General features: G+C 40.5%; 10 protein-coding genes and 1 riboswitch. Of the genes, 5 read left to right on the forward strand and 5 right to left on the reverse strand.

The genetic code is table 11. The features are described from left to right. Nucleotides 1-388 precede the first annotated feature (388 nt). A riboswitch (cyclic di-GMP riboswitch) is annotated at nt 389-473 on the forward strand. Between the two features lie 81 nt (nt 474-554). Both ACI48O_RS19250 and ACI48O_RS19255 read left to right on the forward strand, forming a co-directional pair. Continuing rightward, a complete protein-coding gene (locus tag ACI48O_RS19250; RefSeq protein ID WP_435563471.1) occupies nt 555-1,841 on the forward strand; it encodes a DUF5667 domain-containing protein in 1,287 nt (428 codons plus the stop codon). A 238-nt stretch (nt 1,842-2,079) separates the two neighbouring features. Beyond that, nucleotides 2,080-4,362 (forward strand): sensor domain-containing protein, encoded by a 2,283-nt coding sequence (locus ACI48O_RS19255; RefSeq protein WP_435563472.1) that lies wholly within the window; start codon nt 2,080-2,082, stop codon nt 4,360-4,362. A 101-nt stretch (nt 4,363-4,463) separates the two neighbouring features. On the opposite strand, the gene ACI48O_RS19260 is transcribed toward ACI48O_RS19255, so the two are convergent. Further along, complete coding sequence (locus ACI48O_RS19260) at nt 4,464-5,378, reverse strand: VanW family protein (RefSeq protein ID WP_435563473.1); 915 nt, start codon at nt 5,376-5,378, stop codon at nt 4,464-4,466. Between the two features lie 137 nt (nt 5,379-5,515). On the opposite strand from ACI48O_RS19260, the gene ACI48O_RS19265 reads away from it, so the two are divergent. The 3 genes from ACI48O_RS19265 to ACI48O_RS19275 all read left to right on the forward strand — a co-directional run bounded on the left by ACI48O_RS19265 (nt 5,516) and on the right by ACI48O_RS19275 (nt 8,164). Beyond that, nucleotides 5,516-5,893 carry a PH domain-containing protein gene (locus ACI48O_RS19265; RefSeq protein ID WP_435563474.1) on the forward strand — a complete coding sequence of 126 codons (378 nt, stop codon included), beginning with the start codon at nt 5,516-5,518 and terminating at the stop codon, nt 5,891-5,893. Nucleotides 5,894-6,107: 214 nt separating this feature from the next. After that, nucleotides 6,108-6,665: a transposase gene (locus ACI48O_RS19270; RefSeq protein ID WP_435563475.1), complete on the forward strand. Its 558-nt coding sequence runs from the start codon at nt 6,108-6,110 to the stop codon at nt 6,663-6,665. Beyond that, nucleotides 6,662-8,164, forward strand: a complete 1,503-nt coding sequence (locus ACI48O_RS19275) for a YifB family Mg chelatase-like AAA ATPase (RefSeq protein WP_435563476.1) — start codon at nt 6,662-6,664, stop codon at nt 8,162-8,164. Before ACI48O_RS19270 ends, ACI48O_RS19275 begins: the two co-directional genes overlap by 4 nt. Before the next feature lie 27 nt (nt 8,165-8,191). Here the strand turns inward: ACI48O_RS19275 and ilvB are convergent, their stop codons facing one another. The 4 genes from ilvB to ACI48O_RS19295 form a co-directional block, all read right to left on the reverse strand. Then, nucleotides 8,192-9,889 carry a biosynthetic-type acetolactate synthase large subunit gene (gene ilvB, locus ACI48O_RS19280; RefSeq protein ID WP_435563477.1) on the reverse strand — a complete coding sequence of 566 codons (1,698 nt, stop codon included), beginning with the start codon at nt 9,887-9,889 and terminating at the stop codon, nt 8,192-8,194. 195 nt (nt 9,890-10,084) lie between these two features. Next, nucleotides 10,085-10,516 carry an Hsp20/alpha crystallin family protein gene (locus ACI48O_RS19285; protein ID WP_435563478.1) on the reverse strand — a complete coding sequence of 144 codons (432 nt, stop codon included), beginning with the start codon at nt 10,514-10,516 and terminating at the stop codon, nt 10,085-10,087. Nucleotides 10,517-10,689: 173 nt separating this feature from the next. Then, nucleotides 10,690-12,513, reverse strand: a complete 1,824-nt coding sequence (locus ACI48O_RS19290; protein ID WP_435563479.1) for a diguanylate cyclase — start codon at nt 12,511-12,513, stop codon at nt 10,690-10,692. 128 nt (nt 12,514-12,641) lie between these two features. Continuing rightward, entirely contained in the window at nt 12,642-13,127 is a 486-nt protein-coding gene (locus tag ACI48O_RS19295) for a sigma-70 family RNA polymerase sigma factor (protein WP_435563480.1), read from the reverse strand. Nucleotides 13,128-13,176 lie beyond the last annotated feature (49 nt).

Raw genomic sequence — 13,176 nt, forward strand, 5'->3', positions numbered from 1 at the left:
TCTAATTTGGTTTTTTGTTTTTCAACAATAAACATTCTTACCAAATTAACCTACGATTTTACGAGTAAGGAGCTAGTTTCGTTCATGATAACTCGGCGCCACAGCGCCTGTGGGATCTCTCGTGACACCTTTTCCCGCAGGAGTCTCGCACCTTCCGCTCCAATCAACAGCGTGCTCAAAATCAACATTGTTCTTTAACAAAGCTTTTAAAAAAGAAAGTTTTGTCAAAATAATAAACCCTCGCCTATTCCTATCGTACCTCTAAAATAATAATCAGCATATGGCATATCTTAAACATTTATTAAAATTCACGATTTGGATAAAATTTCCGACTAAATTACTATTTTAAAACAGTATCTCTATTCCTTATAATTTAAGTGACAATTAAAATCCGAAAGGGCAAACCTGGAGAAATTCAGGGACGCAAAGCTATAGGGGCTAAAGTCGAATGATTATGCCAGCCAGTTGCCGAAGAGCTAGCTGTTAAAAACTTCGGATCTATGTTCTCCTGAGGAATTTTAATTTGTTAATTATTTTATGGAGGTAATAACATCATGAAAAGAAGGATTTGTACAGCTGCGCTAACGTTAGTTTTTGCAATGGGAACTTCTGTTAGTGCCAATTCAGAAGCAGGCGACACCGCGGGTATTACACCAGATGAATGGCTTTACCCAGTGGACCAGCTTGCTGAGGAAATCGAGTTAGCGTTAACAACAGATTCAGAAGCAGAAGCGGCTCTATTGTTAGAACTGGCTGATGAGCGTTTAGCCGAAGCCGAGGTTCTTACAATCGAAGAGAATGCCGATGCCCAAGAAGCGGTTGGCACGGAACAGGACTCCACGGACGTCGAAACCGATGAATTAGTGGAAGAGACAATAACTGATTATACTGAAATACTTGATGAAGCCCAAGATGCGGTGACTGAAGTGATTGAAGACGAGGAAATTGATGATGAAGCTAAGCAAGAGCTGGCAGACCAATTAGAAGAGGCAACGGATATCGACGAAGACCTTGCTGATCAAATTGGCGAGGATCTAGTAGATGAAGTTGTAAAGATTCAGGACGAAGCTTATCTTGTTGCGAATGTGGTGCTCGGATTTGATGCTGAGCTTGTTAAATCCTTGCGCGGACAAGAGCTTGGCTATGGCGAAATCGCTAAAGTGATCGCTTTAGCTGAGGTTAGCGGCAAAACAGCGGATGAAATCGTTGCATTAATAAATGCTGGTGAAAAAGACTTCGGGGAAGTGTTGCAAGAACTTGGTGTTACGATGACTCAAGTAAAAACAGCAGCCCTTACAATAAAAATGGAATATCTTGAGCAGGAGATTGAAACTGCTCAAGCGGATGGCAATACGAAAGTATCTGAAAAATATACAAAAAAATTAGAACAGCTCACTGCTAAAAAAGAAAAGTTAGCATTGAAATTAAATCAAGGCGACCTTGATGATGAGGCTGAGGTTGAGGCCGATGATTCTGGGGACCAACAGGCTGTTACGGAAACTGGTGATCAGGCGACTGAAGGTGCTGGAACAGAAACTGATTCACTTGATATTTCCGCTCAAACTGTTCAAGTAGAAGCAGGTTCTCAAACAAAACAGGGTGCAAAGCAAGCAGTTGACGAAGCAAAGCAAAGCTCCGAAACCGCAAAAGGGCATGCGGATCAGGCAAAGAAACAAGCTGAAGTAGCAAAGGAACAGGAAAAACAAGCCGCGGAGGCAGCCAAACAAGAAGCTAAGCAAGCTGCGGAGGCAGCAAAGGAACAAGCTAAGCTCAAGGCCGAAGCCGCCAAAGAACAGGGAAAGCTGAATAAAGAGGATGCGAACAAAACGAAAGAAAAATAACTTACTATCATGTTAACAAGTTAATAAGGGTAAAGGTCCCGACTTCTAAGGTATAAAAGCCTAAAAAGAAGTCGGGTCTTTTTTGATTTTTCTATGCCAGTTAGTGAAATGCTAAATATTATCAAAAACTTACACATTAACAAGTGAATCGGGATTTTTGCATTGTCACGGTGAAAAACCATCTATAATATAGAATTACATAGAAACCGTATACAGATTTGATTAAAGGAGCATCCATGTGAAAAACCCACAGTTATCTTTAAGTGTTCCAAAACTACTGGCGCAAATGATTTTAGCATATATTATAGGTTTTATTCTTCATCATCAATTCGTGGATGAATGGATTCATCGTCAAAACTTCTCTGACGGTTTAGAGGAACTGTTGGTGTTTACTTCGTTTCTGTTCATTACTGCACCAATTTTTTATTTGATCGTTTATCGGTATTTAAATAAAAAAAGTAAAGAAGGGTACCATTTTTTACAACAATACAATCAATTAATGGAAATTTTAGATGATTCCCCGATTGGTGGATTTGTATATGGAAAAGACGGTTTTGAGTATGTGAATAAAAAATATTGCCAAATTGTTGGTGTAAAGGAAAAGGATATTATCGGAAAAAGATTTCTGGAGGCTAAACTTTTTGATGATGAAACAAATAAATTATTAAGTAGTAATGCCCAAAAACGATTTCATCATCAATTTGTTCCAGATTACTATACAGTCTCTTCTCGCCAAAAAAATAACGCAACATTGTCGCTTGAATTCCGCTCAAAGCTAGGAAACTTAAACGGCCGTCCGGTCATTTTTGGAACAGTCATCGATGTTACCGAAAAGATGAACTTAGAAATTTCGCTTAAAAAAAGTGAGCAATTGTATCGGCGATTATTTGAAGCTAATATGGACATTGCGTTAATTTTAGACAAAAAAGGAACGATCGTCGAAGTCAACAAAGCCGGTGAAGATGCATTCGGTTATGAAAAGTCCGAAATAATTGGCCAATCGTTTAATGGTTTTATTTTTGAACAGGGACGGCCGGAAGCATGGGATGTTTTTGATAAGGTCCTTCAGGGCCAGTCTATTCGCTATGAAACAAAAGTGATTGGCAAGAAGAATCAACAGGCTTCAATAGCAATCAGCATCATGCCCATTTATTTAGATGAGGAAATAACGGGAGCATTTGCTTATGTTCGTGATATTACCGTGCAGCGGGAACATTTGAATACGATCCAAAAAATGGCCTATTACGATTCCTTGACCGGGCTGCCTAATCGCCATTATTTTACCGAAGAATTTAATCGTCTCATTGATGAAGCTGGCAGTAAACATAAACGTGCTGCTCTTTTGTACCTAGATCTTGATCGGCTCAAAATGGTTAATGATAATTTAGGACATTTGGCTGGGGACAAGCTGCTGCAGATGACAAGTTGTCGATTTAAGGAGGTCATAAAGGAGCGGGGCTTCATATCAAGATTGGGTGGAGATGAGTTTACCGTCATTGTTCAATTTTTTGAATCCATTGAGGAAGTAATCGCCATTGCCGATGACATAATTACAAGTTTTGTTGAACCTTTTGGAATCGAAGGGAGCTCTATTCAATCAAAGGTAAGCATTGGGATAGCACTCTTTCCAGAGCATGGTGACAGTTACAAGGGGCTCATCCAAGCTGCCGATAATGCAATGTTTCATGCAAAGCGATTGGGAGGAAACCAATACAAAATATTTAATTCTGCATACAGTTCACACAGCAAAAAGCTGTTTGAATTTGAAAATGATTTTTCGAGAGCTATAGAAAATCAGGAGTTTTTTCTAGTCTATCAGCCAAAATTTGATGCCGATATTCATACAATAAGGGGAGTAGAAGCATTATTACGCTGGAATCATTCGCAAAAGGGTGAAATTTCTCCGGGTGATTTTATCCCGATGGCTGAAGCAACCGGGTTAATTGTTCCGCTCGGTGAATGGGTGTTACGAGAAGCATGCCGCCAGGCCAAAGCATGGGAGGCTTCAGGTTTCGCCCCGTTCCGAATAGCAGTGAACGTCTCTGCTTTACAGTTTCAACAAACGAATTTCCCAGATAAGGTAAGTGAGATCTTAGCTGAAAATGATTTAGACCCGAATTGGCTTGAAATTGAAATTCCGGAAGGAACGTTAATGGAAGAAAATGAAGTTGTCCATTTTGGAGTTTCTAGGCTGAAGGAAATGGGAATACATATTGCTCTTGATCACTTTGGAACCGGATATTCTTCCTTCAAATACTTGAAGCAGTTTCCATTACACACACTTAAGATTGATCGCTCATTTATTGAGCGGGTCCATCTTCATAAACAACGGGCAGCCATCGTCCAAGCAATTATCCAATTAGGGCAGGGCCTGGGTATACAAGTAGTTGCCGAAGGTGTGGAGACAGCGGATGAATTAGCCTTCCTTCAAAACCAAGGAATCGATGAAGTCCAAGGCTACTACATCTCAAAACCACTCCCTCCAGCCCAACTAGAAAAACTCATCCCACCACAGCATTAAAGCAGTGGGGGACAGTCCCCCGACAAAGTAAAGCGTCACACCAGCACCGCGCCGGGGGACTGTCCCCCGCTGCACTAAAGTATTAAAAACACCTGCTCTTATTATGAAGGAGCAGGTGTTTCTTCTGGTAATTCGCCTATCATTCGCCGGATTTTCCGCGGGATATAATTAATGCGGTCTGAAGAAAGAATCAAAACGACCATTTTCCCTTCACCAGCGTGGGCCCGAATCAGAATCGGTTGATTGTATTTGTTACGAAAAGTAAAATCAGGTCCGTACCAGCTGACCGTTGCATCACGACCCTCTGGGACATAGGGAACCCTTTTACTATGCGAATAGCGTTCCAAGACATCCAGCCCGGATTGATCCACTGCATTATACAATGTAGACGATACCTGGCAGATTCCACCGCCGATCCCCTCTGAGAGCTCGCCTTTCACAATAATTGGCGCAGACATATAGCCCTTCTCTTTAGTCCGTTTACCAACCACTCGGTTAAAAGAAAAGCTTTCTCCCGGAAACACAACAAAATTATTAATGGCAGCAGTCGCTAGGGAAATATTATGAGACCGTTCTTGATTGTGAGAATTATAAAAGGTAACATAATGGCCAATAACCTCTGTCCTTATATCTGATATCAATTCACTGTCTACTCGAGGAATAATTCGTTGAACCGGAACTTCAACTGTTGCTGGTCCTTTACCATACAAGTAGCGATAAAACTGTTCTGTAAATTCTCTTCGGTCTAACGAAACACCCGGTTTTTCGGATATGATATTGCCGCCGCGATCAAGCCTAGCATTAACAGGCTCTTTTTTGATTTGTTGATTCACCTGGTCTTCAAGTTGATCCAAACCTTTTTCATTAAAAAAAGGAAACAGAGAAACAGGCAGAAAAAAATCAGACCGGTTTACCACGGCGATCGTCTCGCCATTTTGGCTGATTGATAAATTATCTGCCGGTACCTCTACCGTACTACTTAATAATATAAATGGAAAAAGCCATATTAAATTCAATATCTTCACCCCATAGTTAGTATGAGTAAGATCTTTTTTTTAATGTAGTTAAAAAATATTTCAATAAAAAAAGGTAAATAAAAAAGAAATAAAGAAAAAATAAGAGATAAGATTATTTTGTGAAGGAGAAAATTACTATGGGACTACTAGATGGTTTTATCGGAAACGTTTCTGAAGTAGAGGTTGAAGAAGTAGAAAAAGAACTGCAAAAAATTGTTACAGATAATGAGCATGTTGAAAAGGCCTATAAACTTATTCGTGACTTATTGGTGTTTACCAATTTAAGAATGATCTTAATAGATAAACAAGGAATGACAGGGAAGAAGGTAGAATACCATTCAATCCCTTATAAAAGCATTACCCACTTTAGCGTCGAAACAGCGGGAACCTTTGACCTTGATGCAGAACTTAAAATATGGATTACCGGCTGGGAAGAACCTATCCTAAAACAATTCAAAAAAGACAAAAGTATCTTCGACGTCCAAAAAGCACTAGCCACCTACGTAGCAAAATAGCAAAACAAAACCGCTTCACCACATTAAAGCGGTGGGGGACAGTCCCCCACTGCTTTAACGTATTAAACTCTGATCCTACCAACACACACTAATATTGACTGATTTAAGGTGGATGAATTATGATAACGGTAATTAACCTTCCATTTTCAAACTTGATTAGCCGCCCCGTTACCCTCGTCACCCCTCAAACAAACCCATATAAGGAGGACCCCTCATGTCAAGAAAACCCCGCCCGTGGTATCCGGGACATGCCCATCACATTTACGCTCGCGGCAATAAACGTGCATTAATCTTCCATGAACCCCAAGACAACTTAAAGTATTTAGAAATATTCGAAGACGTCCGCGAAAAGTATCCATTTACTCTTCATTCCTACTGCCTAATGCCCAATCATCTTCATCTTCAGCTTGAGACCCCCGCAAACTACATACCTGAGATAATGAAAACGGCCCATTCACTTTACGCCATTTATCTCAACAAAAAATTAGACATCGATGGTCACGTCTTTCAAGGCCGCTACGGTTCAAAAATCATCCTATCCGATCAATATTTCCTTACCGTCAGTCGCTACATTCACTTAAATCCAGTTGAAGCCAATATAGTAACCAAACCCGAAGACTATCTATGGAGCAGCTATGCCTCTTATATTAACCTCACCGACAACCCTCACATCGACCGCACTAAAACCTTCTCTTATTTTCCCGAACCTCCCCATGAAACCTATCGTGAATTTGTGGAGAGAGAAGATGAACTAGGGGATGAAGGCATATGACAACAACCATCACAAGCATTGGCCTAAAAGGGCTGGAAGGATACCGGATCCATGTTGAAGTCCAGATCCAGCAGGGGCTAGAATCAATTACAATCGTAGGCCTCCCAGATGCTTCTGTCCGCGAATCGAAAAGACGTGTCGCTGCTGCTCTCCATTCGGCTGGTTATTCCTTAATCGGGCAAAAAATCATGATAAACCTCTCGCCCTCTGAGCTCAGGAAAAATGGTCCTTTGTTCGATCTTCCTATCGCAATTGGAATATTACAAACTTTAAATCTCATCCCTGCTTCATTAACAGATCAAACCGCTTTCATTGGTGCGTTATCACTTGATGGTACGATCCAGCCAGCCAACGGAATGCTGCCAGCCGTCATAGCGGCACAAAAACTTGGCATCAACCAAATATATATCCCTTACGACGAAAATCTGCCTTTCCTTCATTTTGAAAAAATAAAGATCATTTACGTGTCTTCATTAACTGAGGTTATTCAACATATCTCAGGTCAGCCCGCCCAGTTTATTATCCCTGACAAACCCAAAGGCCAAGAGCCTCCCAAACAATCCCACCTAGACTTCCAAAAAATCATCGGTCATAGTTACGCTAAATTTGCTTTAGAAGTCGCAGGGGCAGGAGGGCATCATCTATTAATGACCTGCCCTCCAGGGTGCGGAAAAAGTCTACTCGCAGAAAGCTTCCCTTCGATCCTGCCACCATTAAGCACTAAAGCCAAACTAGAAATGATTAGCATCTATCAATTAGCTGGGGCACCAATCCCAGATTATCATTATCCACCTTATCGGAGCCCCCACCATTCAGCCTCAGGTGTCTCCATTATTGGCGGAGGGCAGAATCCGAAGCCGGGTGAAATTTCACTAGCTCATCGAGGGATTCTATTCCTTGATGAAATGGCTGAGTTCACGAAAAAGACGCTAGAAATGCTTCGGCAGCCGTTGGAAAGTGGAGTGGTAACGATTTGTCGGGTCCGATCGACTGTCTCATATCCGGCCTCCTTTATACTTGTCGGTGCAATGAATCCATGTCCCTGTGGCTATTCAGGTTCAAACTCCCGCTACTGCTCCTGTTCAAAAAAGGAGATTTTTTCTTATCAAAACAAACTTTCAGGTCCAATCAGAAACCGCTTTGATATTTTCCTCAATCTGCAACCTGTTGAACTAAGCAGCTCACTAACAGATAATCAAGAAACATCCAGTCAAATTCGAAAAAAAGTAACAGATGCAAGAGAGCGGCAATACCAACGATATGGTGAAGAAATCAACAATAACCGTGTTCCTTTTGAGACATTAATCAAGGACCATCCAATGAGTCACAGCCAATTACAATACCTTCAAGAAATATCCATTAAAAGAAACTGGAGTAATCGTGTCCAAATTAAAATTATCCGACTCGCGCGAACCCTGGCCGACCTCAACCATACCAATAAAATCACCGACCAAAACCTAATCACCGCCATCAAACTAAGAACCCCTTCAACACACTAAAGCAGCGGGGGACAGTCCCCCGCTGCTTTAACGTGATAAAATAAGCTGGTCGTTGCTATGGTTCGGTGGTACAATCGGATACACATTTTCTTCTTCCACTACATTAAATTCCATCAAAACCGGCCCATCCTCAAGAAATGCTTTTGCAATCATTTCTCTTGCCTCTTCCTCGGTACTTGCTTTAAACCCTTTGATTCCATAAGCTGCTGCCAGCTTCACAAAGTCCGGAGAAGTCATTTTTACTGAGGAATACCGGCGTTCATAAAACATTTCCTGCCACTGCCTAACCATACCCAAATAGCCATTGTTCATAATCGCAATCTTAATTGGCAATTGGTATTGTACAGCAGTAATCATTTCCTGCAGATTCATTTGAAAACTGCCGTCACCTGAAACACAAATAACATCCTTCATCGGGCTCCCAACAGCAGCACCAATCGCAGCCGGAAGTCCATAGCCCATCGTCCCTAATCCACCGGAGGTTACCAACGTTCTAGGTTTGGTAAAATTATAATTGTTAGCCGTCCAAATTTGATGCTGTCCAACATCGGTAACAACAACTGTATCTTCTCCGGAAAACTCATCGAGCATTTTAATCACGTTTTGGGGTCTTAAAATACTATTCGACTTATCAAAAAGAGGGACCGTTCGTTTCATAACAGAAGTCTCGCTAACCCAATCCTTGATGTTTTCTCTGACTAAGCCGAAGTCTAGCTTTTCATTTAAATAATTTAGAAACTCCTTTGCATCACTGACGATAGGTAAATCGACCTGGATGATTTTATTGATTTCTGCGGGATCAATATCCACATGGACTTTTTTCGATTTTGGAGAAAATCCGCTAATTTTCCCAGTTACCCTGTCACTAAACCGTACCCCAATCGATACCAAAAGGTCGCAGCGATGAACTGCTTTGTTTGAGGCAAAGGTACCATGCATGCCCAGCATACCTAAGTGCAATGGGTCAGACACCCTCATTGCACCAAGCCCCATTAAAGAGCTCACTACAGGTATACCAGCTTTCTCAACAATTTCTCTTAACACTTGAGCTGCACCGGAAATTATTGTGCCTCCACCAATAAAAAATACAGGTTTTCTTGCACTTTCTATGTATTCAACTGCTTTTTCAAAAGTTTTTTCATTAAAGTTTTTAACAGGCTTGGGTTCAGGATAAGGCATCGCCATCAAATTTGAAAACGACCGGCTATTAAGAACTTCTTTAGATAGTTCAATAACAACAGGGCCAGGTCTTCCTTCGGTTGCGACAAAAAAGGCCTGGTTTATAACCGCTTGAAGTTCATTGACACTTAACACGGTAAAGATATGCTTAGTAATCGGGACATTTACACCTACAAGATTTAGATCGTCCGGGGACTCGCCGCTGATTTTATTAAAATGGTATTGTCCTGTTATCACCACAATAGGAACGGAATCACTATGAGCTGTTGCAATTCCTGTCACGCCATTCGTTATTCCTGCTGCAGAGCTTAATAGAACAACGCCAGGCTTCCCAGTTGCACGTGCATAACCGTCAGCAGCATGAACGGCAGCCTGCTCGTGCTTCAATTGTACATATTTGAAAAATGAATGTCCCGAAATTACATGATGAAAAGGAAGCAAGCCATCACTTTGACATCCAAATACATTTTTTACTCCTTGTGAAGCTAGTGACTCAATTAATAAGTCGGCACCAGTTAGCTCTTTCAAATCTATCAATCTATTCACCTAATTCCCAGTTTTTTAATAGTTTAAATTATCAGATAGAATTTGTATGTGAGTTTAGTCATAATAACATGGCTTTTTATGTAAAAAAGACCGCATTCAGATCAAATAAAACTCTGAATGCGGTCATTCGTCTCGCATGTAGTGTTGTAGTAAAAATCATTAAGCGTGTACGGCCCATTTTACTAGCCCAATATCTTAATGAATTTCAATCCGCTTCCGGTCAGGGTTTGAAATCATTAGCTTAGGGCATTTTAGCGTTAAGACGCCATTATTGAACGTAGCTTCTATTGTTTTGTCATCAATGTCCTCAACAAAGAAACGACGTACAAATTCGCCATAATGTCTTTCCTGGCGGATGTAGTTTTCTTTTTCGTCTTTGCTACTAGCTTCCCGTTTAGCTGAAATGGTTAAATAGTTGTTTTCATATTCCACGTTGATGGCTTCCTTTTCAAAACCAGGCATTTCAGCCTCAATGACATATTGATCTCCCGTTTCTTTGATGTCGGTTCTGAATTGATGAATGTCACCTCGGACAGATGCAAGGAAATTATCGTTGAAGAAATCGTTGAAAGAATCCCACATCTCACCCAAATCGCGATTTTTCCGTCGAGGTAAAAGACCGGCCATTCTAGATTCCTCCTTTCCTATGCAATTGTAATACCTTACACCTATATTTTACTCCTCTAAAAAATGAACATCAAACATATGCAATTGGCCACAGACCACCACCGAACCACAAAATACCACCACAATTTACTGCTTTAAAGGAGTGGGGGACAGTCCCCCACCACTGTGACGCGTTAAATTATGTATTCTGCTCCAGTTATAATCTCTTGTTGTTCTTGGATCATTTCGATGAAGGCTTCGACGAATCTTGGGTCGAATTGCTTGCCTGAGCAAGCTCGTAATTCATCGATTGCCTCATCAATTGTCTTTGTTTTTTGATATGGCCGCTCCGTCGTCATCGCATCGAACGAATCAATGATACACAATATCCGGGCCAGCTTCGGAATATTTTCGTCCTTTAACCCGAAAGGGTAACCGCCCCCGTCAAACCGCTCGTGGTGAAGCTCTACTAAAGGTAAAACATTCATCCAGTTCTTGTTGGTAGCAATAATCTCTTTCCCGAACGACACATGATTCTTAACTAATGCCCATTCTTCAGGTTCGAGCTTATCTTTTTTTAATAAAAGGTACTTCGGTATTTCTAACTTTCCGATATCATGTACTAACGCACCAAGGGCCAAAATATTTCGTTCATGCTCACTTAAATTAAGCTTTCTAGAAAAATCAATCGCATATTGGCAGACACGTTTGCTGTGCCGGTAAGTTTGAACATCCTTTGATAGAAACAACGATAATCGCTGATCGGCGCGCTCGAGCTCCTCCTCAATAAGAAAAGAAGTTTTCGCTAATCTCTCTTCAAATATCTGAACCATGTTTTTCCCATGTGCCTTAGACATATACATCGCTTGGTCTGCTTTATTCAACAGCTCGGAACTATTATAAGTATCCTTTTCGAGCTCCGCAATTCCGGCTGAAAAGGATAGACAGCCGTAGGGAAGCACTTCAACCCCTTCAACATAGGTATCATTGACTCGTTTCCTAACTAGATTAATAAAATGATATGCCTCCTGACTATTGGCACCCGGCATCAAAATCGCAAATTCCTCACCGCCATAACGAGCAGAAATAAATTGCTTCGCCACAGCATAGGAATCGATTATTTTCCCAAATGTATTCAGCAATTGGTCTCCTTTGATGTGCCCATATAAGTCATTAAACTTTTTGAAATCATCAAGATCCATGAGCGCCAAGCTTAACGGTTGATTTTTATTTTTAGCATTAGAAATCTCTTTTTCCAAAATTTCTTTAAAGCTACCATGATTATTTAATCCGGTCAGGTAATCCAATCTAGCTTTCGTTGAAACATCCTGGAAAAGTTGAAAGTTCTGATTGAATGCTATTGACAGCAGCATGGCAATACAAACAAACAAAAATAAACCGAATAACCCTTCATTACCAATTAATATACCCAATACAAGCGAAAATAAAAGAGTATAAGAATAGCTGATTAAGAACGTTTTATCCATTGTAAAACCGTCAAAAATCGCTCGGCTATTTTCTTTATTTAATAGGCAGAAATAAATAAACGTGAGAACGATATTAACCAAGAAATATCCACTTAACGCTAGAACATAAGGGAGTAAATTTGCTGAACCAATCTTTCCAATCTCACCACCGAACAGGATGAAAATATGGAAAGAAAAGATAATCATAAAGGTGTAAGAAGCAAAATTAAATACATGCTTCCACCAAACAATCTTCGTTTTCCAAATTCCAAAAATAATCGAATGCAAAAACAGGACATTCAAAGAAAGGAGTGGCCCATATAAAAATAAAATAGCTAAAAATACAGCTGAGTCCAGTGAAATATTTTTCTCGTAAGGAGGTATTGTAAACATGAAATGGCTGAGAATCAAAATTGCAAACAGAAATGCAAAGGTACTAGCAGAATGAATAGAGTCACGGAAATCAAATTGCTGCATAACAAAAAATAAGCCAATACCCGTTAACGAGACGACTGTTACATAGATTCTAGATAATGGTATTCTTCTTGCCATATGTATATCACTCACATCTATACAAAATTGAGGGAGAACCGAACAAACGACTTCTCCCTCACATCAATATTATAGAGGTTCATGAATATTTCGAAAAGAACAGTTTTTTGACAGGATTAAGAAAGTGTCTACTTAAAGTACATCTTTAGCTTTTCCCTCGCCCCTTTCCTCCACATCTTAACTGTGGAAATCGATACCTTTTCAAGCTCTGCGATTTCCCTTACACTCAGCCCCTTTATACAAGTATTTAAAAGCCAGTTCCTTTGCTGATCGGTCAAATCTATTAAAATAAAATCCAATAACTCCACTTCAAAAGGCTGACCAGAGTATGGGCCGCTGATGGATTCCCAAAACTCATCCTTCGGATAAACCGAACGGTCCGCTAACCGTTTGGCTTTTGTAAGCTCTGTTAAAAATAACCCTTTAATGTACGTATACGCATAATTTTTAAACTCACCTTTTGCAGGATTAAATCGCAACCGTGCCTCCCACAACCCAACAAGCCCCAATTGGAAAAATTCCTCCTTGTTCCTGTAAATATGCAGTGTATGCATAATCTTATAAATCATTGGTTCATATAAATGAGCCAGTTCCTCAAAGCTCTCCACGGTCATATTCCTTCAGGAAAGCGCGCCTGCCATTTGATTCCCGGGTAACATAACC

It is taken from the genome of Neobacillus terrisolis (assembly GCF_051233475.1).
Lineage (GTDB): Bacteria > Bacillota > Bacilli > Bacillales > Cytobacillaceae > Bacillus_BU.

Coding starts and splice junctions, on each gene's coding strand:
- ACI48O_RS19250 (WP_435563471.1), top strand. CDS start 555: ATGAAAAGAAGGATTTGTACAGCTGCGCTAACGTTAGTTTTTGCAATG.
- ACI48O_RS19285 (WP_435563478.1), bottom strand. CDS start 10,516: ATGGCCGGTCTTTTACCTCGACGGAAAAATCGCGATTTGGGTGAGATG.
- ACI48O_RS19270 (WP_435563475.1), top strand. CDS start 6,108: ATGTCAAGAAAACCCCGCCCGTGGTATCCGGGACATGCCCATCACATT.
- ACI48O_RS19295 (WP_435563480.1), bottom strand. CDS start 13,127: ATGACCGTGGAGAGCTTTGAGGAACTGGCTCATTTATATGAACCAATG.
- ACI48O_RS19275 (WP_435563476.1), top strand. CDS start 6,662: ATGACAACAACCATCACAAGCATTGGCCTAAAAGGGCTGGAAGGATAC.
- ACI48O_RS19265 (WP_435563474.1), top strand. CDS start 5,516: ATGGGACTACTAGATGGTTTTATCGGAAACGTTTCTGAAGTAGAGGTT.
- ACI48O_RS19290 (WP_435563479.1), bottom strand. CDS start 12,513: ATGGCAAGAAGAATACCATTATCTAGAATCTATGTAACAGTCGTCTCG.